This is a genomic window from Peptococcaceae bacterium (assembly GCA_024655825.1).
Classification (GTDB): Bacteria; Bacillota; Peptococcia; order DRI-13; family PHAD01; genus JANLFJ01.
The window spans coordinates 17657-36334 of the sequence record JANLFJ010000019.1 but is presented as its reverse complement, the minus strand read 5'-3'; the positions used below and the strand labels follow the sequence as shown (position 1 = coordinate 36334).

Sequence of the window (18678 nt, the reverse complement as noted above, 5' to 3'; positions counted from 1 at the left end):
AAAGTGATTTTGCCAGCTCAATGCCTGATTATCGCCTGCCAGGCCAGTGGATTATGGCGTGTTTTCAACTCACTTTAGTCCCGATCCTCAGCTTGTCAGCCACCATGGCAATAAATTCCGAATTGGTGGGCTTTCCTCGCTGGATATTAATGGTGTAGCCGAAAAATTTGTTCATCATCTCCACATTGCCGCGGTCCCAGGCCAGCTCAATGGCATGGCGGATGGCCCTTTCCACCCTGCTGGGAGTTGTCTGGTACTTTTCGGCAATCATGGGATAAAGCTCCTTGGTTACGGCGCCAAGCAGGTTAACTTCGCTGATAACCATGAGGATGGCGTCGCGCAAATACTGGTAGCCCTTTATATGTGCAGGGACACCCATTTGATGGATTATATTCGTTACCTCCAGGTCCATACTCCTTGAACGGGCAGGAGGTTGATAGGTCGATGACGGTGCTGGACTGTTGGGTCTATTGGGATTGATTCCCAAGGCCAGCTGGCGCACGCGGTTACCCAGTGTTTCCAGGTCAAAAGGTTTGATCACATAATAATCCGCACCCAGCTCCACAGCCCTCTGGGTCATGTTCTCCTGCCCCAGGGCGGTCAGCATCACGATTTTGGGCCTGTTTACGAGTTCCATCCTGGCCAGCCTTTCCAGCACACCGATTCCATCAAGATGCGGCATGATAATATCCAGAACAACCACGTCGGGTACTTTCAGGTTAATCATATCCAGGGTTTCCTGTCCGTTATACGCTGTACCGACTACTGTCATATCTTCCTGTTTTTCAAAGTATTCGCGTAATATCTCCACAAAATCCCTGTTGTCATCTGCAATTAAGACTTTTACGGATTTGTACATCGCTTATCCTCCCATTGCTTTTTTGTTCGCTTACAAATTCGACATTGAGCATTTATTTCCTGCCTCTTTTTTCCATTTATTGCATTTTAGCTTCAATAAATTTTCCGAGTTAATTCGCAGTTGCCGGATAAATTAATCCTTAATATAACAAATTATAGCATAAAATGTAATAATATTTTCTTTTTTTTACATTATAAAACAAAAAACCCGGGTTCTTTAAACCCAGGGTTTTTTCCCGCCGCAGGACTCCTGCTTCATAGAGCATGTTTTCAATAAATACTCCGTATCCCCAGCCGGGATCGTTTACAAAGACATGCGTGATCGCCCCCACTATTTTCCCGTTTTGAATTATCGGGCTACCGCTCATGCCCTGCACTATTCCCCCGGTGCGGTCCAGCAAGTTTTTATCGGTTATGCGAACAATCATATTTTTGCCGTCCTGCCGGCCATACATGATTCTTTCAATTTCAAGGCCGAATTTTTTTATTTCCTGCCCGTCTAACACCGTCAAGACTTCAGCCTTGCCGGTTCGCACCTGATTTGAATAAGCCACCGGAAGCGGCTGTGAATAAAGCGGGTTTTCCAAGGCCTGATATATTGTTCCATATATGCCGCAATTATCATTCTTTTCAATATTTCCCAAATCGCTGTTTTCCAGGAAAATTCCCACTTTTTCTCCTGGAAAGCCTCTTTTGGCTTTTTGAATTTCTTGCACCGAAGCCGCAAGGATTTTCCCTTCTTTAATGCGTAGGGCCTGATTTGTTTCTGAATCTGTGATCATGTGCCCTAATGCACCAAATTTCATGCTCACCGGTTCGTAAAATGTGAGCGTCCCCACACCGCCTGCGTTATCACGAATAAAGAGCCCTATGCGATATGACCTGGTATCACGACAGTACTGAGGATATACAACTCTTTCATAATACTCGTTTCCCCGCCTGACTTTAAAAATCATTCCCTGGTCCGAAGGTTTCCAGGAGGCGACGATCTCTTTAACCTGGTCGTCAGAAACAACTTTCGTCCCATTTATTTCCACGATAATGTCGCCAATCGCTATATCTGCATCTCTGGCCGGAAAAACGGGAATATTATATTCATTGAGAACCGGCGAAAATCCAACCACCATCACGCCATCAGTTCTTAAAAGAACGCCTATGGAATGACCTCCGGGAACCAAACTGATGTTGGGGACAACACTAACACTTATCTTTTTTAAAGGAATAACATTAAACAATTTTAACTGCAGTTCAATTTTCCCCGGTTTAACAAGCACCGGTGATGTCTCTGCGCCTAATCTGTAAGACCTTTCTTTCAACAAACTTCCTTCCAGGTCAAGAAGTTTTACTCCACCCTGCACGTGAACATTAATGCTTTTTAAAATGAGCGGCGGCAGGTTAAGAAAAAGGTCGAGGGTGTCGCCAACCGATAACATTTGTTCTTCCTGGAAAGAAAAGTAGTTTCTGGCCTGCGGAGCAAGAAAACCGAGTATTAAGAGGAACGTAAAGAATAAACCCAGGATTTGCCGCTTTTTTGGACTCATTAATAATTGTCCTCCTTACTCCGGCAAACCCTTCCTCATCTATTCATTTTTTTTGATGTTAATAAAATAACCTGAAACAAGAGCTTTTATGTTTGGCAACAGGGTTATTATTGGTGGTGATTAAGCGTAAATACCCCAGTTTTAAAACAATTTGCCTGCCCAATCAATTAAAAAGCATTAAACAATTCTTATTTTGCGTTGCTCATGCGGTGGAATCTTTCCTGTACGCAATTAAAAAGAACCCGGCTTGGGTTCCACATTTTTCCTAATATAATTTTTATACTGTTTTATTAACTTTTTAGCATCTGGAGGGCGTGCTTTCTAAGATCATCCGTCTGCTTTTCGCCCCCCAGCATGCGGGTGAGTTCGTCCACTCTCTCTTCTCCCTCGAGAAGGCGAAGCAGGGTTTTTGTCCGTCCGCCTTCCACAACCTTTTCTAAAAGCAGGTGGTGGTCGGCCAGGGCGGCAATAATCGGAGAATGAGTAACACAGATAACCTGCTGGCTTTTGCTGATCCTTTTAAGCTTTTCCGCCATTTTTTGGGCGGCCTTCCCACCGATGCCTGCGTCAATTTCGTCAAAAATGAGCGTCACAATTTCGTCAAGGTCGGCAGTGATGGTTTTGAGGGCCAGCATAATGCGCGAGAGTTCACCGCCAGAAGCGATTTTTACCACCGGCAGCAGCGGCTCTCCAGGGTTGGGTGAAATCAGGAATTCAACCTCGTCAAGGCCTTTTGAGGTCCCTTCACCGTCAGTAATGGCCACAAAAAAGCGCGCGTCAGGCATGGCGAGCTCATTCAGTTCGCCGATCACTTTACTTTCCAGTTTCTTGGCCTGTTCCTTGCGCGCAGTCGACAGCCGCGCGGCCTTTTCTTCGTAAGCCTCTCGCAGCAGCCTGACCCTGCTCTCCAGTTCCTCAGCCCTCTGGACGCTGTTTTGCCACATTGCCAGCTCGGCCTGGGCTTTCTCCCTGAACTCCAGGACTTCCTTCACCGTCGGGCCGTATTTCTTGCCCAGGTCCCTGATTGCCTGGAGCCTTTTTTCCACCTCTTCCAGCCGCTGGGGAGAAAACTCCGTTTCATCCCTGTATTTCCTTAGCTCGCCGGCCGTCTCTTCGAGAACATAAAGGCTTGTCTCCAGCTGGGCAAAAAGTTTTTCCAAAGAAGGATCGACCTTTTTGACTTCGTTTATATTGGCCAGCGCCTTACTCACCAGGTCATACGCCGAAAGCCCTTTTTCGCCGCCAAACAGGTTGAGATAGGCCGCCTGGACGTTGTGGATAATTTTTTCGGCATTGGCCAGCAAGATTGCTTCCTTTTTCAGTTCCTCGTCTTCGCCCGGCTTTAGCTTTGCCCCGTCGATTTCCTTGAGCTGGTATGTCAGAATATCTATACGCTGAAGTCTTTCCTGTTCCTTGGCCAGCAGGCTGTCGAGCTCCTCCCTGGCCGTCTTCCATTCATTAAAACACTCCTTGACCGTTTTTCGAAGCTGTAAATGCTCGGTTCCGCCGAATTTATCCAGTATATCAACGTGGTTTGCCGGGTTTAACAAGGACTGGTGGTCATGCTGGCCGTGAATGTCAACAATGAGCAGCCCCACACCGCGATACTGGCCGAGCGTTAGAGTCCTGCCGTTTACCCGGCAGGCGTTTTTACCGCTCAAAGAGATTTCGCGGGCCAAGACAATAGACTGGTCTTCAACTTCCAGTCCCAGTTCTTCCATATACCGGTAGACGGGATGCTGCGCGGGAACATAAAAAACCCCTTCCAGGACAGCCCTGTCTGTGCCGGTACGGACATATTCAGCCTGGGCCCTGCCTCCCAGCAAGACAGAAACAGCATCTATTACTATGGACTTGCCGGCGCCTGTTTCCCCCGTCAAAACATTAAGGTTCTCGTTAAAAACAACCGTCAGCTCCTCGATTAACGCAAAATTTTTAATATATAACCTTTCGAGCATCCTTGCCAACACCTACTCCATCATGCTTTTTAGCTTAAACATTAAACGGGCCGATTCGGGTCTAACCTCATGTGGAGTTTTAACAATCAATATTATTGTATCGTCTCCAGCTACGGAACCGATAATTTCCGGCCATCTAGCGCCGTCAATCAGGGAAGCGACGGCCTGGGCATTCCCGGGATAGGTTTTCAGCACCACGATATTGTCACTAGCGGCAATGCTCACCACCAGTTCCTTCATCATCCGGCGCAGGCGTTCTTCGTTTTTGGCCGATTCCTGCTCCACAGGCAGCCCGTACCTGTAAGTGTTCTCACCCGTTGCCACCTTAACCAGGCGCAGTTCCTTAATATCGCGGGAAACTGTCGCCTGCGTTACGTTGTACCCCGCCGCGCGCAGCGCGTCGGCGAGTTCTTCCTGGGTTGAAACAGCGTTGTTTTCAACAATCTCCAGGATCTTTTTCTGCCTGCTTGTCTTCAAAAGAATCACCTCTTTTCATGCCTGCCTGTAGGCAACGATCAAAGCCGGGGCAGCTTTTTCCCCGTTCAGTTTTTTCCAGGCCAGCACGTGCCAGTAAGGAGAAACTAAATTGCTTAAGAATTCTTCGGTTTCCCTGGCCTCCTCTTCGCCCCCGGGATGGCCGGGATAAACAACCACCGCAATGATGCCGCCGGGGGCTGTTCGTTCCACTGCCTGCCGGAGGGCGTTGATTGTTGTGCCCGCAGCCGTGGTGATCCTTTTATCACCTCCGGGCAGGTAGCCCAGATTAAAAATGAATCCATTGACCGGCTCCGCGAGATAATCGTTTATTTTTTCATGGCTGTCATGGATGAGTTCCACCTGCTCGAGGCAGCGGTGCGCTTCCAGCAGGCTGCGCGTTTTTTCCAGCGCTTCAGCCTGGATGTCAAAGGCATAAACCTTGCCGCTTTTTCCCACCGCTTTTGCCAGGAACAGGGTATCTTTACCGTTTCCCGCCGTGGCGTCAACCACGGTTTGCCCCGCGGCTAAAAGCCGGCCCAAGAGCAAGTGGCAAACCCCTGTGGCGCGAAGGGTTTCATTCATAGGTCATCCTGCCTTCTGTTTTCAACTTTTCCTGTAATATATTAAAGAACTCGTATTCCTTTATCCGCACCAGCCGGGTGTAATTGACCGCTTTCCCCGCATTGATTTGGTCGCCGTTTCTCAATTCAAAGCCGTGCTGGCCGTCAATGGTAAGCATGGAATCGGGCTGGGTGCTGACAATATCGACCCTGACCGTCTTATGTGACGGGATGACCAGCGGGCGTGCCTGCAAGGTATGAGGACAAATGGGAGTGATGATAATTACCTCCACCTCCGGGTGAACGATGGGCCCGCCTGCCGACAGCGAATAAGCCGTAGAACCTGTCGGCGATGAAATTATCACTCCGTCCGCTTTATACGTGGTGACGAATTCATCGCCGACAAAAATATCAAGAATGACCAGGCGGGCCAGCGGTCCCTTGTTTATTACGACATCATTGAGCCCCACAAACGAACCGGCCTCCCCGCCGTCCCGGATAACCCTGGCTTCAAGCATCATCCTGTCTTCCAGGTAATAATCGCCTCTGATAAGCTTTTGCAGGGCCTCGTCCATTTCACCAAGCTCCACTTCCGTCAAAAACCCAAGCATCCCCATGTTGATGCCAAGAATCGGGATACTGTACGGCGAGGCCAGGCGCGCCGCCCTCAGAAAGGTCCCGTCTCCGCCTATGGTGATGACGCAGTCAACCTCCTGCCCCAGCCGGCCTGTGGTCATGTCCTTTTCGACTCCCAGCACGGCCCCGTCTTCTTCGGTGGTATAAACCTGGATACCCTTTTTCAGAAACCAGTTGATTAATTCCCTGGCCAACTGGACCGGCTGCTTTTTCCTGTTGTTGACGATGATACCTACCTTGTTAAACATTCAATACCCCCCACCAGCCATTTTGAACAGTAGCCCGCCGCATAAAAAGCCGAGCAGTCCCGCCGCGGCCGCAATTATAATCCAGCGCTTTTTTTCGTTCATTTCGTCGCATATCTCAAAAGCGATCTCATGAAGAATCCCTTTTTCCATGTCTACCAGCAGGATTCCATGGGGCCTGAACGCTAAATAGTATTCGAGAAGCTGCCTCCTGGTGCCGGCAAGAGCCGGCCTGGAAACCTTCCGGCCTGTTTTCACCTCCGCGACATAAGTTCTGCCTCCTTTTTTCACGTAGTAATCAACCGCAAGGTGGCTCCGGCGCGGCTTCCCGTTAATCCAGGTTATTATTGTTTTCTTTTTTTGCGCTTCAATTATAGTATATCCCCGGTCTTCCAAGAACCGAACGGCCCCGGTTTCTCCCCTTTTGGCACGTTTAAGCCTTTTCTTTGAGCTGCTGCTTTTCCAGGTCTTCAAAAAATAAATAAGGATAATCCCTCCCAGCAAAAGCCCAAGAATAAAGGCATCCTTCACCGTCATGAAAACAAGCACCCCTATATTAAATTCGACAGACTCCAGTAATTCCCTTTTTTATGCAAAAAAATCGCCTATTTGGGCGAAGTTTATGTTATTATGTTTTCACTACCCGGCTGTTATGTCTCTTTCTTCTTGCTTAACCCCAAGCCCGTCAACTCCTCGCGCGCTTCCCGCACCACGTTTTCGATAACCTGTTCCCAGTCCGTCCTTACGCCTTCCCGGCCCTTGTTGAGCCACAAAAGGAACTCAATGTTGCCTTCCGGCCCGGCAACAGGAGAAAAATCGAGCCCCAGCGGCGACAGGCCTATCTCCCCGCAGTAATCAACAATTCCCCTGATAACACTAACGTGAACCCTTGCGTCCCTAACCACGCCTTTCTTCCCTACCTTTTCCGGCCCGGCCTCAAACTGCGGTTTGATAAGGGCCACGACATCTCCGCCGTATTTAAGAAAAGGGTAAACGGCCGGAAGTATTTTTCTCAGAGAAATAAAAGAGACATCAATAGTTACAATATCAACCGCCTCGCCAATATCGTCACCCGTCAAATGCCTGGCATTCTTTCTCTCCAGGCATACCACGCGTCTATCCTGCCTAAGGCTCCAGTCCAGCTGGCCGTAACCCACGTCAACAGCGTAGACCCTGGAGGCCCCGTTCAACAGGGCGCAATGCGTAAACCCGCCCGTAGAGGCCCCCACATCCATTACAACCTTCCCTTCCATATTAAGCCGGAATTTCCGCAAGGCTTTTTCCAGCTTGAGCCCGCCGCGGCTGACATAGGGAAACGGTTGACCTTTCAGTTCGATTTCATCGCTGTCGCTTACCAGGACGCCGGGTTTATCCGCCCTAACCCGGTTAACAAAGACCTTCCCGGCCATGATCAGGGCCTTCCCTTTCTCCCTGCTGGCAGCCAGCCCTTTTTTCACCAGAACCTGGTCCAAACGTTCCTTCCCCATAATGCACATTCCTTTTGGCGATTTCTTTTAGCGATTTTGAACCCGAGGCCATGACCGGGCCTTTTACTTGCGGTTCAAAACCGAAATCTTTGGTCCCTTCGGCTTGGCGGTTCGCAGCGAGAAGTGCTGCTTGATCCTTTCCGCCATCTTTGCAGGAGTAAGGCCCAGGTGATCTTTCAGAACATCGATGGCTCCATGCGTAACAAAACAATCGGGCAGCCCGATGGTAAGTCCCTTCATCTGGCTGATCCCGTTTCTCAAGAGCAGTTCCAAGACCGCGCTGCCGAACCCGCCGGCCACAACATTTTCCTCCATTGTCACAAAACAGGGATGTTTTTGCACAGCATCGATGATCAACTCTTCATCCAGGGGTTTCACGAACCGCGCGTTTATTACCGTCGAAGTTATCCCCCCGTCTTTGAGTATTCGATGCACGGCCAGCGCTGGATAGACCATTGATCCCACAGCCAAAAGAAGGAGATCGTCGCCCACGGCCAGCACTTCTCCCCGTCCCCAGGGCAACTTTTGGTAGCTGGCGCTGAATTTAACTCCCACTCCCCGGCCCCGCGGGTAACGAATGGCCACCGGCCCGTCAAACTGCAAAGCCGTGTAGAGCATGTGACGAAGTTCGTCTTCGTCTTTGGGGGACATCACAGTCATACCGGGCATCTGCCTTAAATACGACAGGTCAAAAGCCCCATGATGAGTTGGACCGTCTTCTCCAACCAGCCCGGCCCGGTCAACAGCAAAAAGGACTGGCGCATTTTGGAGGCAGACGTCATGAAGAACCTGATCGTAAGCGCGCTGTAGAAAGGTCGAATAAATCGCCAGGACCGGTTTTAATCCTTTCAAGGCCATAGCAGCCGCCATGGTCACGGCGTTCTGCTCCGCTATGCCCACATCAATAAAGCGGTGGGGAAACTTATTCCCGAAATTGCTCAATCCGGTTCCATCAGGCATTGCCGCAGTTATGGCCATCACCTTGCTGTCGCGCATGGCCAGGTCAATTATTGTCTCTCCAAACACCTCCGTATAAGTGGGCGGGCCCGGCGGCTTTAAAATCTTGCCGGTTTTAAGTTCAAAGGGTCCCACCCCGTGAAAGACGGCGGGGTTTTTTTCCGCCGGCAAATACCCCTTGCCTTTCTGCGTCAGGACATGAAGCAAGACAGGACCCTGCAAGCTTTGAGCCTTGTACAAGACCCGGGTGAGTTCTGTTATATTGTGCCCGTCAATGGGGCCAAGATAAGTGAAGCCGAGCTCTTCAAAAATCATGCCTGGAACAAGAAGGTATTTGAGACTGCCCTTTACCCGCTCAACAGCCTTCACCACAGTCGGGCCAATCGCCGGAACCCTGTTCAAAAGATACTCAATATCCTTCTTGCGCCTGGCATACAAAGGATCTGCCCGCAGGCGGCTTAAATAGGACGACATGGCGCCAACATTCTGGGCTATGGACATCTCATTGTCGTTCAAAACAACCAGGAGATTGATCCCCAGGTGCCCAGCCTGGTTCAAAGCTTCAAACGCCTGGCCTCCCGTCAGGGCGCCGTCGCCGATCACGGCTATCACATGATTTTTTTCCCCTAACCTGTCTCTGGCCAGGGCGTATCCTAGGGCAGCCGAAATGGAAGTGCTGCTGTGCCCCGTGTTGAAAGTGTCGTGGAGGCTCTCTTCCCTTTTAGGGAAACCTGATATGCCCTGAAACTGCCGCAAGGTATGAAATTTTTCTTTCCTGCCGGTCAGTATCTTGTGCCCATATGCCTGGTGCCCCACATCCCATATAATCTGGTCTTTCTCCGAATTAAAAACGTAATGCAGCGCCAAGGTCAGCTCAACCACGCCCAGGCTGGGAGCCAAATGCCCGCCGGTTTTTGATACGGTCTCCAGGATAAGACTGCGGACCTCACCAGCCACCGTATTCAGTTCACTTACGGGCAATTTTTTCAAGTCCCGTGGGTTTTCGATTTTTTCCAGCTGTCCCACAAAAGCACCTGCCTTAGTAAATTATTCAGGAGTTAAACGAATCCCAACCAGAGGTGATTGTTTATGATCCCGGTATAGAATTCATGCATATCTCTTACTCATGTTTCCCTTTCCAGCAGGTACTGCGCCAGCTGTTCAAGGGGACCGGTTGAACCCGGAAGCGACCCAACAGCTGAAACAGCCTTCTTAACTGCCTCCTCAGCCAGCACCCGCGATTTTTCCAGGCCGTAAAGAGAAGGATAAGTGACCTTTTCGTTCCGGACATCGCTCCCCACCGGTTTCCCCAGTTTGGCTTCATCCCCGGTAATGTCCAGCAGGTCATCGGTGATTTGAAAAGCCAGCCCGAAATTCTCGGCATAAGCGGTCAAAGCGTCCAGTTCTTTTTCCGACGCACCGCACAGGAGCGCCCCCGCCCTGACGGAAGCTAAAAAAAGCGCCCCTGTCTTGTGGGTATGAATGTAGGTCAAAGTATCGCCTTCGATTGGCTTCCCTTCGGAGAGGAGGTCCACAACCTGTCCGCCGATCATTCCTAAAGACCCCGCAGCACGGGCCACCTCGCGGGTCACCTGCAGCACAACCGGTTTCAGGCTGTTTTCCGCCTGGCAGCCGAACTCCGCCAAGAGTTCGAAAGCCCTGGTAAGAAGGGCGTCGCCCGCCAGGATGGCTATTCCTTCGCCAAAAACCTTGTGGCTGGTAAGTTTTCCCCGGCGGTAGTCGTCGTCGTCCATTGCTGGCAGGTCGTCATGGATCAAGGAATAGGTATGGACCATTTCCAGGGCGCAAGCCACAGGCAAAAGAGGGCCGCTCTCTTTTCCCAGCGCTTCGGCGCTGGCCAGGCAAAGAATGGGCCTCAACCTCTTACCGCCGGCAAACAGGCTGTAGCGCATGGCTTCATGTATTATCTCCGGATAAACGCTGTTTTCCGGCAGCAGCGCGCTCAGGGCCTTGTCTACCTGGCCGGCCTTTTTTAGCAAGTATTTTTTCAAGTCCATTCATTACCCCTCCCCGGGATCCTGCGCTAGGCCTTTCAACATTCCTTCCTGGGTCAGTACTTTTATCCTTTCCGAGGCCCGGTCCAGCTGCTTTTGACAAACCTTAACCAGGGATACCCCTTCTTCAAAAGCGCTGAGTCCTTCTTCCAGGCTGATGTCTCCCCGCTCCAGGCGGCGGACGATTTCTTCAAGCTTTTTGATGTTTTCCTCAAACGAACGCTCCTCGCTCATTCGCCGCTGTCCTCCTTTTTGGTTACCACACATTCCAGCCTGCCGGAAAAAAGCTGGATGCCGACAGTTTCATTCAATTCCACCTGGCTTGCTCTAAAGACAACCCGGCCGTTTTTATCCTTGCAGATGCTGAAACCCCGGGCCAGTGTGTCCAACGGGCTCAGTGACTGGAGCTTCCCGCTCGCCACCTGCAGCTCATGTCGTTTATTCCGCAAATAGCCGTCCAGCAGGTCAAACAGCAAGACTTCCTGTTTGGCCAGTTCTTCCTGGTAGTTACGCAGCCAGCGGGCCGGGCTGTTTAACGCACCTGACCCGGCCAGGTAGCCCAGCCTCATTCTTTCGCGCTCCAGGCGGTTTTGTAAAACATGGTATAACTTTTCCCTGGATTTATCAAGCGCCTTAAAAAGCTCATCCTTTACTGGAACCGCGAGTTCTCCGGCAGCAGTGGGAGTAGCCGCCCGAACATCCGCCACCAGGTCGGTGATGGTGTAGTCTATTTCGTGGCCGACCGCCGAAATGACAGGTTTGGGAGATTTGAAGACCGCCTCCGCCACCGTTTCCGTATTAAAAACGCCCAGGTCTTCCATCGACCCGCCGCCTCTGGCCACAATTATCACATCGATGTCTTCCCTGGCTCCCAGCATCCTGAGCCCTTCGGCCACTTCCTGCGCCGCCTTATCTCCTTGTACCAGGGCTGGGTAAAGGATTACCGGCATTCCCGGATAACGGCGCTGCACCACATGATGTATATCCCTGATGGCCGCCCCGGTGGGAGATGTGACCACGCCCAGTCCCCTGGGTAAAAAAGGCAGCGGCCTTTTGCGTTCAGGAGCAAAATAGCCCTTTTCCTGCAGCTTTTTCTTTATTTCCTCGAGAGCAAGGTGCTGCAGGCCAATCCCTGCCGGGATAATTTCCTCAACATAAAATTGTACCATGACTTCCCTGGGATACAAAGACACGTAGCCCCTGACCAGGCAGTCCATGCCGTCCCTGGGAAGGAAATTCAAAGACCAGGCCCGGCTTTTGAACATTACAGCCCGTACGGCGGCCTTTTCATCCTTTATTGAAAAATAGAGATGCCCCGCCGCGTGCTTCTTAAAATTTGAAATTTCGCCCCTGACCCAGAGGTTGGAAAGCTCCGGCCGGTCATCCAGCATCTTCTGAAGCAAAGCTGCCAGGTCGCTAACTTTTAGTATTCTGTCAGCACACATCTTCACAATTGTTTTCCACAGCCTTTAACGTATTCATAAGAAGCATCGCCACAGTCATGGGCCCCACGCCCCCGGGAACAGGCGTCAGCATTCCCGCTACACGGCTGGCCGAAGAAAAGTCTACATCCCCGACCACCTTACCGCCGGGGAACCTATTTATACCTACATCCAGCACGAGCGCACCCGGTTTTATCATTTCACCGCGGATAAAGTTTGCCTTCCCGGCTGCTGCGACCAGTACGTCGGCTTCTCTGGTTATTGTTCCCAAATTCCTTGTGTGCGAATGGCAGATGGTGACTGTCGCATTCCTGGAAAGGAGCAAGGCCGCCATAGGTTTCCCCACGATATTGCTCCTGCCAACAACTACAGCATGCTTGCCGGAAAGGTCGTAGCCGGCCGATTCGATAAGTTTCATACAGCCATAGGGAGTACATGGTATAACCCGTGGGCGTCCCATAAAGAGACGCCCCATGTTGAAGGGGTGAGAGCCGTCCACATCCTTTCCGGGGTCAACAGACGGAATGATTATTTCTTCTCTAACCTGCTTCGGCAGCGGGAGCTGTACCAGTATGCCGTGGATTTCCGGCCTTTTATTCAATTCTTCCACCAATTTCAGGACTTCTTCCTCCGCCGCGCCGGCAGGAAGCTTGATGATCTCCGAGTAGAAACCAACCTCCCGGCAGGCTTTTTCTTTAAGTCCCACATAAATATGAGAAGCCGGATCGTCGCCGACCAGGACTACGGCCAGCCCAGGGGTAATCCCGCGCTTCTTCAATTCCCCTGTCTTCTTTTTTATTTCTTCCCTTATTTTTTGGGCTACTGCCTTGCCGTCGATGATCTGGCAGGACATGCCATCACCCCCTGCGTTTTTTCAACCCTTTACTTCCCTTCTTAATTTCCTCTTCAAGTATTCGTCAATCGACCGGGCCGCCCTTTTCCCTGCGCCCATAGCCAGTATTACCGTGGCTGCCCCCGTAACAATATCGCCGCCGGCGAAAATATTGGGCCGGGAAGTGGCGCCGCTTTCCTCGTCAGCCACTATGTTCCCATGTTTTCCGATAACAAGCCCTTCCGTCGTCCGGGGCACAAGAGGATTGGGCGTCTGCCCGATGGCCACCACCACCGTGTCGATTTCCAATTCGAATTCCGAACCGGGAATAGGTACCGGACGGCGGCGGCCGGATTCATCAGGCTCGCCTAGGGAAAAACGCTGGCAGGTCATGCCTTTAACATGACCGTTTTCATCGCCCGTATAAGCTACCGGACTGGTCAGAAGCATAAACCGCACTCCCTCTTCCTTGGCATGCTCGATCTCTTCGTGCCGCGCCGGCATTTCTTCCGCTGAACGGCGGTAAATGATGCTGCTTTCTTCCGCGCCCAGCCGCAAGGCCGTGCGCGCGGCATCCATAGCCACATTGCCAGCCCCGATGACGGCCACTCTCCTGCCGACCTTGATCGGAGTGGAGTACTTGGGAAACAGGTAAGCCTTCATCAGGTTTGTCCTGGTCAGGAATTCGTTGGCCGAATAAATCCCGGTCAGGTTTTCTCCAGGAATGTTCATAAAATTGGGAAGACCTGCGCCTGTCCCGATAAAGACGGCGTCATAACCTTCTTTCTGCAGGAGCTCGTCAACAGTAAAGGTCTTGCCCACCACCTGGTTAACCTGGATGTCGACGCCCAGTTTTCGGATATAGTCTATTTCCTGCCGCACCACTTCCTTGGGCAGCCGGAACTCCGGAATGCCGTACATAAGCACTCCTCCCGGCGTGTGCAGGGCCTCGAAAACCGTGACCTGGTAACCCATTTTGGCCAAGTCGCCGGCTGCAGTCAGCCCGGCCGGCCCCGAACCTATTACGGCAACCTTTTTATTCTTGGGGACTGGCCTTTCAGGCTGGGGCGCGCCGGATGCCCTTTCCCAGTCAGCCACAAACCTTTCCAGGCGCCCGATTGCCACCGGCTCGCCTTTTATTCCCAGTATGCAGCGAGCCTCGCACTGGCTTTCCTGCGGGCAAACCCGCCCGCAAACCGCCGGGAGATTATTCTTCTCTTTTAAGACCCTGGCTGATCTTTTCAGGTCCCCTTCTTTCAAGGCCTGAATAAAGCCGGGTATGTCCACTTCCACCGGGCAACCTTTGACACATTGCGGGTTCTTGCAGTTAAGGCACCTGGCAGCCTCTTCTCCGGCCATTTCCGGTGTATATCCCAGCGCTACTTCGTGGAAATTGTTTTTTCTTGCCTGCGCGTCCTGGACAGGCATTCCGATTCTCCCTTTTTTCACCTGCGCTCACCTCCGCACTTGCACATCGCCAGGGCCTGCTGTTCCTTATCCTTAAAGAAGGCCGCCCGTTTCATTGCCAGATCAAAATCCACAAGATGCGCGTCGAATTCGGGCCCGTCCACACAGGCAAACTTGGTCTCTTTTCCCACGGCCACCCGGCAGGCGCCGCACATTCCCGTCCCGTCCACCATGATGGGGTTAAGGCTGACGATGGTGGGAACACCATACGGCCTGGTCGTATCGGCTACCACTTTCATCATGATCATCGGACCAATAGCCCACACACGCTGAACTTTTTCTTTATCCAGTATTTCCTTCAGGACATCGGATACAAAACCCTTCCTTCCTTCGCTGCCGTCGTCGGTGGTAATGAAAAGCTGGTCGCTGACTTCCGCCATTTTTTCCCTCCAGAACAAAAGGCCGGAATTCCGCGCTCCGATGATTGAAAACACGCGATTTCCCGCTTTCTTGAGGTCACGGGTGATAGGGTAGACTGGAGCAATCCCCACTCCTCCTCCCACGCAAACCACTGTTCCATAATTCTCGATTTCCGAAGGAACACCCAGCGGTCCTACCAGGTCTAAAATCGTGTCGCCGGCCTGGCACCCGGCCAGTTCGCGTGTGGAAAACCCCACTTCCTGGAAAATGATGGTCAGGGTCCCCTTTTCTCTGGAGTAATCGGCAATGGTCAGGGGTATTCTTTCCGCTTCCTCTTTCAGCCTGAGAATGATGAACTGCCCTGATTCCGCCTTCCGGGCAATCCGGGGAGCCTCGACTTCAAGCAGGTGAAGATTTGTTCCCAGAGACTCTTTGTGTAGAATTTTGTACAATGTTTATACCTCCTCCGTTATCGTCTACATTGTATAACCTATCTCTTGTAAAAGGCAACTGCTTCAATCAAATCACCGCAGCGCGCTGCGGGCGACAAGACTTACACCGACTGCATTGTCGCCGCAGAACCGCACTTCCGGGAAAAGCAGGCGGGCTCCCACGGACCGGTGTTCCAGCTTCTGTCGCAAATGTGAGCGTAAGAAGTCGTTCGCCGCCACGCCCCCTACCAGCAGTACCTCTTTTTGTCCCGTGTCGTTTACAGCCCGGCGGGCTGCTTTCTCCACCGCCGCCGCGATGCAGCGCTCCACACCTCTTGCCACCAGTGGCGGCGGAATACCTTTTTTCAGGAAAGCTATGGCCTGCGTTTCCGCCCCGGAAAAGCTCATCTCTAATCCCTTTACGAATGAAGGTATGGCAGCTTTGGCGCGTTCTTTTTCCGAATAGCACTCGCTTTCCCGGGCAAGTTTTTCTAGCGCTGGTCCGCAGGGAAAAGAAAGCCCCATAGCTGTTCCCACCCGGTCAACCAGCTGTCCTGCCTGGATGTCTGAAGAACCTCCCAGGATTTTTATTTCAAAGCGCAGGGGCCGTTCCCGCTTCCTGTTTACCAACAAAAGTTCGGTTGTGCCTCCGGATAGGTGTATGACCAGACAACTCGCCAGGTCCTGTTTTTGGACTGACCACAAACCTGCCAGCACGTGTCCTTCCTGGTGCGATGTCGCCACTGCCGGCACCTGAAGCAAGGCTGAAACACTCCCGGAAAGAACAGTTCCGGCTCTGAATACAGGCATATAAGAACCTTCCTGCGGGCGGGGTCTGCTGCTGGCCGCCACGGCCAGGATTTCCCGTCCTTTGATTCTTGTAAACACTTCTTCCATCAATTCTGGTATGTTTTGCAAATGATAAAAGAGGGCTTTGGATTGCTGCAGCCCTCGTTCTCCCTCTGGAACCGGAAGTGTTTTTCTCCTGTCTTCAAGAAGATCGCCTTTTATATCGACCACAGCTAAAGAAGTGGTATAGTTGCTGGTGTCAATCCCCAAAAACACAATAAGCCTGCTATCTCCTTTCCGGAGCCGTATCTTCACCGGTATTTTTAATCACACTGCCCAGAATGCCATTGACGAAACGGGCCGACTCGTCACCGCCGTATTTTTTAGCCAGTTCAACAGCTTCGTTAATAGCCACGGCTTTGGGGATCTTCGCCGAAAAAAGCATTTCAAAGAGGGCTATGCGCATGATGTTCCTGTCAACCGCAGCCATTCTCTCCAGATTCCATTCTATTGCGTTTTGGCGAATAACCTCATCTATAGATTCCTGTTTCTGGAGAACCCCTTCAACGAGCAGCTTGCTGAATTCACGGACGCTCCCGGCAGTTGATTCCTCCTCCCATAGCTGTTCCAGCACGGCAAAAGGATCGTTTTTTCCAAGGTCACGGGCAAAGAGCGCTTTTAACGCCTGTTCTCGAGCAGCGCGTCTTTTCAAAAAAAATGCCCCCTTTTTGCGGCCATTACTATTTCTCTTTAAAAAAATGTTCGATCATTTCTCTGAGGCTTTCATTATCATCCACGCGTTTACCGATAATATACCCTACATAAATGCAGGCGGCAATAAAAATCGTTTGTAATAAACCGATCACCATCACCAGGATGCCGAAAAGCAAGCCGGTCAGAGCGCCGAAAAACTTGCCGCGGTGGCTGTGAAGCAGTTCGGTGAACAATTCCCTCCACATTCACGCTTCCCCCTATTCTACCCGGCTCTTCGTTTCCCAGGCAATTTTATTCACTGTCACCTTAATCTCGCAAACGTTCACCCCCGCCGTTTTAGCCAGGTATTCTTTTACTTTCTTTTGCAGGTCTTCTGTCATCTGGGGGATGTTAACGTCCGGAAGCACCTGGACCCTTAGCCAAATATAAATTCCCTCTCCCGTGCTTCTAAGCAGCGTCTTTACTTCCCGGATTCCCTGCACGCTTTTACTCGCCTTGACAATCAGGTTATCCAGGGCCATCAGGGTGATCCTGACCTGTCCAAGCGAGGTTTCATGAACAACGGTTTGTTTTTCAGGCCTGGAACGAAAACTGCTCGCAAAAAGGGTAAAAGCGATCAAAAACAGGACTGCACCCGATAAACCCAGTACCCAGCGGTTGGTCATATAAAGCAGGTAGTTCTGTACAAAAAGCAGGGGACTTGTCCAGCCCAACGATAAAACAACCAAAAAAACAGATGCCGCCATGTAGCCGAACGACATTACCCCAATTATGATCTTGTCCAGCGTCCGGTGCATCGAAACCCTCCTTCCCAAATCTTATTTAACGCGGGGGTGTTCATCTTCTTTATGCTCGTGAGGCAAGGCCACTCCCTGCACATGAACGTTCACTTCCACCACGGTAAGCCCGGTCATGTTTTCAATGGCCTTTTTAACACTGCGCTGTATTTCATTGGCAACCTCCGGGATGCGGGCTCCAAACTCTACAATGACAAAAATGTCAACGGCGGCTTCCTTTTCGCCCACTTCTACTTTTACCCCTTTGGAAGGGTTCTTTTTACCGACAAATTCGGTAATACCTCCCACAATGCCGCCGCTCATCCCGGCCACTCCTTTAACTTCCGAGGCGGCCAGCCCGGCAATAATCGCCACCACTTCATCCGCTATTCTTATTGAACCGCTGTCTTCAGGATTTGCAAAACCGTCTGAATCAACAGCGGGTATCTTTTTTTCTGACCGGTCTTTTTCCATAAGAATACCTCCTCGTATTCTCAAATATTATATCAGATTCCAATAAAACTAACAAACACTCATCCGAGCAAAATCTCCAGGTCCTTTAATACCGAACTACGGCGCTTTGGGAACAATCACCACGTCCTCTTGCTTGCACCCGACAACCTTCACCACAATGTCGCTGATGCGGGCAATTTCGTCCTGCCGCAGCCCGCCCGAAGAAACGATAACCATGACCGCTTCCTGCTGGATTACCACCACGGCATCTTTAAACCCCTTGGCCACAAGGGTGTTTTCGATTTTAGACTCCTTCTCCAGGTTATCGGAGATCCTGATAAGCTTGCTTTGCGCTTCCTGCCGCATTTGCGCCGAGGAATTGGGATTGCTTACTATCTCGCGCAGTATTTCGATCTGTTCCCCGCGGGTTCGTTCCCGCTCAATCCTGTACTCGCTGAAAAAACTGTCCTCCGTCTTTCCCGGGTCCTGAGGAACAATGGTCACTGTGGGCCCGGGCTCAGCGTCAAAACTGGAAACCTGGACTTCTTTTTCTTGCAAGGCCTGTATTGTTTGGCGCTTTTCCCATCCCGTCACCGCAAGCCAGGCCGTGGAAACGCTCAATAAAACCAGGCCAAACGCCAGCAAGCTTTTAAACCTGATAAATACTGTTTTCATCTCCT

21 protein-coding genes are annotated in these 18678 nt (G+C 51.3%); all 21 read right to left on the bottom strand.

What is annotated here, in order from left to right:
* Positions 1 to 64: 64 nt before the first annotated feature.
* Positions 65 to 859, bottom strand: a complete 795-nt coding sequence (gene spo0A / locus NUV48_08870) for a sporulation transcription factor Spo0A (protein MCR4442247.1) — start codon at positions 857 to 859, stop codon at positions 65 to 67.
* Between the two features lie 139 nt (positions 860 to 998).
* Positions 999 to 2399 (bottom strand): SpoIVB peptidase, encoded by a 1401-nt coding sequence (spoIVB, locus tag NUV48_08865; GenBank protein ID MCR4442246.1) that lies wholly within the window; start codon positions 2397 to 2399, stop codon positions 999 to 1001.
* Positions 2400 to 2689: 290 nt separating this feature from the next.
* Positions 2690 to 4357 (bottom strand): DNA repair protein RecN, encoded by a 1668-nt coding sequence (gene recN, locus NUV48_08860; protein ID MCR4442245.1) that lies wholly within the window; start codon positions 4355 to 4357, stop codon positions 2690 to 2692.
* Positions 4358 to 4369: 12 nt separating this feature from the next.
* Complete coding sequence (gene argR, locus NUV48_08855) at positions 4370 to 4834, bottom strand: arginine repressor (protein ID MCR4442244.1); 465 nt, start codon at positions 4832 to 4834, stop codon at positions 4370 to 4372.
* Between the two features lie 15 nt (positions 4835 to 4849).
* Positions 4850 to 5416: a methyltransferase domain-containing protein gene (locus tag NUV48_08850; GenBank protein ID MCR4442243.1), complete on the bottom strand. Its 567-nt coding sequence runs from the start codon at positions 5414 to 5416 to the stop codon at positions 4850 to 4852.
* Positions 5409 to 6278: an NAD(+)/NADH kinase gene (locus tag NUV48_08845; GenBank protein MCR4442242.1), complete on the bottom strand. Its 870-nt coding sequence runs from the start codon at positions 6276 to 6278 to the stop codon at positions 5409 to 5411. The genes NUV48_08850 and NUV48_08845 overlap by 8 nt, the downstream gene beginning before the upstream one ends.
* Positions 6279 to 6812, bottom strand: a complete 534-nt coding sequence (locus tag NUV48_08840; GenBank protein ID MCR4442241.1) for a hypothetical protein — start codon at positions 6810 to 6812, stop codon at positions 6279 to 6281.
* A 113-nt stretch (positions 6813 to 6925) separates the two neighbouring features.
* Positions 6926 to 7762, bottom strand: a complete 837-nt coding sequence (locus NUV48_08835) for a TlyA family RNA methyltransferase (protein ID MCR4442240.1) — start codon at positions 7760 to 7762, stop codon at positions 6926 to 6928.
* Positions 7763 to 7825: 63 nt separating this feature from the next.
* Positions 7826 to 9745, bottom strand: a complete 1920-nt coding sequence (gene dxs / locus NUV48_08830; GenBank protein MCR4442239.1) for a 1-deoxy-D-xylulose-5-phosphate synthase — start codon at positions 9743 to 9745, stop codon at positions 7826 to 7828.
* A gap of 98 nt (positions 9746 to 9843) precedes the next feature.
* Complete coding sequence (locus tag NUV48_08825) at positions 9844 to 10737, bottom strand: polyprenyl synthetase family protein (GenBank protein MCR4442238.1); 894 nt, start codon at positions 10735 to 10737, stop codon at positions 9844 to 9846.
* 3 nt (positions 10738 to 10740) lie between these two features.
* Positions 10741 to 10968, bottom strand: a complete 228-nt coding sequence (gene xseB, locus NUV48_08820; GenBank protein MCR4442237.1) for an exodeoxyribonuclease VII small subunit — start codon at positions 10966 to 10968, stop codon at positions 10741 to 10743.
* On the bottom strand, positions 10965 to 12179 hold the full coding sequence (gene xseA, locus NUV48_08815; GenBank protein ID MCR4442236.1) for an exodeoxyribonuclease VII large subunit: 1215 nt from the start codon (positions 12177 to 12179) through the stop codon (positions 10965 to 10967). Before xseA ends, xseB begins: the two co-directional genes overlap by 4 nt.
* Positions 12169 to 13029 carry a bifunctional methylenetetrahydrofolate dehydrogenase/methenyltetrahydrofolate cyclohydrolase FolD gene (folD, locus tag NUV48_08810; GenBank protein ID MCR4442235.1) on the bottom strand — a complete coding sequence of 287 codons (861 nt, stop codon included), beginning with the start codon at positions 13027 to 13029 and terminating at the stop codon, positions 12169 to 12171. The genes xseA and folD overlap by 11 nt, the downstream gene beginning before the upstream one ends.
* 21 nt (positions 13030 to 13050) lie before the next feature.
* Positions 13051 to 14436, bottom strand: a complete 1386-nt coding sequence (gltA, locus tag NUV48_08805; GenBank protein ID MCR4442234.1) for an NADPH-dependent glutamate synthase — start codon at positions 14434 to 14436, stop codon at positions 13051 to 13053.
* A gap of 17 nt (positions 14437 to 14453) precedes the next feature.
* Positions 14454 to 15287 (bottom strand): sulfide/dihydroorotate dehydrogenase-like FAD/NAD-binding protein, encoded by an 834-nt coding sequence (locus NUV48_08800; protein MCR4442233.1) that lies wholly within the window; start codon positions 15285 to 15287, stop codon positions 14454 to 14456.
* A gap of 72 nt (positions 15288 to 15359) precedes the next feature.
* Positions 15360 to 16331: an O-sialoglycoprotein endopeptidase gene (locus NUV48_08795; protein MCR4442232.1), complete on the bottom strand. Its 972-nt coding sequence runs from the start codon at positions 16329 to 16331 to the stop codon at positions 15360 to 15362.
* Between the two features lie 10 nt (positions 16332 to 16341).
* Complete coding sequence (gene nusB / locus NUV48_08790; protein MCR4442231.1) at positions 16342 to 16767, bottom strand: transcription antitermination factor NusB; 426 nt, start codon at positions 16765 to 16767, stop codon at positions 16342 to 16344.
* 28 nt (positions 16768 to 16795) lie between these two features.
* A complete protein-coding gene (locus NUV48_08785; protein ID MCR4442230.1) occupies positions 16796 to 17014 on the bottom strand; it encodes a DUF2273 domain-containing protein in 219 nt (72 codons plus the stop codon).
* Positions 17015 to 17026: 12 nt separating this feature from the next.
* Entirely contained in the window at positions 17027 to 17566 is a 540-nt protein-coding gene (amaP, locus tag NUV48_08780; GenBank protein ID MCR4442229.1) for an alkaline shock response membrane anchor protein AmaP, read from the bottom strand.
* A gap of 21 nt (positions 17567 to 17587) precedes the next feature.
* Positions 17588 to 18019 carry an Asp23/Gls24 family envelope stress response protein gene (locus NUV48_08775; protein MCR4442228.1) on the bottom strand — a complete coding sequence of 144 codons (432 nt, stop codon included), beginning with the start codon at positions 18017 to 18019 and terminating at the stop codon, positions 17588 to 17590.
* 96 nt (positions 18020 to 18115) lie between these two features.
* Positions 18116 to 18673 (bottom strand): SpoIIIAH-like family protein, encoded by a 558-nt coding sequence (locus tag NUV48_08770; protein MCR4442227.1) that lies wholly within the window; start codon positions 18671 to 18673, stop codon positions 18116 to 18118.
* Positions 18674 to 18678 lie beyond the last annotated feature (5 nt).

Excerpts from the sequence above, each read along its gene's own strand:
- spo0A (MCR4442247.1), bottom strand. The coding sequence starts at position 859 with ATGTACAAATCCGTAAAAGTCTTAATTGCAGATGACAACAGGGATTTT.
- spoIVB (MCR4442246.1), bottom strand. The coding sequence starts at position 2,399 with ATGAGTCCAAAAAAGCGGCAAATCCTGGGTTTATTCTTTACGTTCCTC.
- recN (MCR4442245.1), bottom strand. The coding sequence starts at position 4,357 with ATGCTCGAAAGGTTATATATTAAAAATTTTGCGTTAATCGAGGAGCTG.
- NUV48_08850 (MCR4442243.1), bottom strand. The coding sequence starts at position 5,416 with ATGAATGAAACCCTTCGCGCCACAGGGGTTTGCCACTTGCTCTTGGGC.
- NUV48_08845 (MCR4442242.1), bottom strand. The coding sequence starts at position 6,278 with ATGTTTAACAAGGTAGGTATCATCGTCAACAACAGGAAAAAGCAGCCG.
- NUV48_08840 (MCR4442241.1), bottom strand. The coding sequence starts at position 6,812 with ATGACGGTGAAGGATGCCTTTATTCTTGGGCTTTTGCTGGGAGGGATT.
- NUV48_08835 (MCR4442240.1), bottom strand. The coding sequence starts at position 7,762 with ATGGGGAAGGAACGTTTGGACCAGGTTCTGGTGAAAAAAGGGCTGGCT.
- NUV48_08825 (MCR4442238.1), bottom strand. The coding sequence starts at position 10,737 with ATGGACTTGAAAAAATACTTGCTAAAAAAGGCCGGCCAGGTAGACAAG.
- xseB (MCR4442237.1), bottom strand. The coding sequence starts at position 10,968 with ATGAGCGAGGAGCGTTCGTTTGAGGAAAACATCAAAAAGCTTGAAGAA.
- xseA (MCR4442236.1), bottom strand. The coding sequence starts at position 12,179 with ATGTGTGCTGACAGAATACTAAAAGTTAGCGACCTGGCAGCTTTGCTT.
- folD (MCR4442235.1), bottom strand. The coding sequence starts at position 13,029 with ATGTCCTGCCAGATCATCGACGGCAAGGCAGTAGCCCAAAAAATAAGG.
- gltA (MCR4442234.1), bottom strand. The coding sequence starts at position 14,436 with ATGCCTGTCCAGGACGCGCAGGCAAGAAAAAACAATTTCCACGAAGTA.
- NUV48_08785 (MCR4442230.1), bottom strand. The coding sequence starts at position 17,014 with ATGTGGAGGGAATTGTTCACCGAACTGCTTCACAGCCACCGCGGCAAG.
- amaP (MCR4442229.1), bottom strand. The coding sequence starts at position 17,566 with ATGCACCGGACGCTGGACAAGATCATAATTGGGGTAATGTCGTTCGGC.
- NUV48_08775 (MCR4442228.1), bottom strand. The coding sequence starts at position 18,019 with ATGGAAAAAGACCGGTCAGAAAAAAAGATACCCGCTGTTGATTCAGAC.
- NUV48_08770 (MCR4442227.1), bottom strand. The coding sequence starts at position 18,673 with ATGAAAACAGTATTTATCAGGTTTAAAAGCTTGCTGGCGTTTGGCCTG.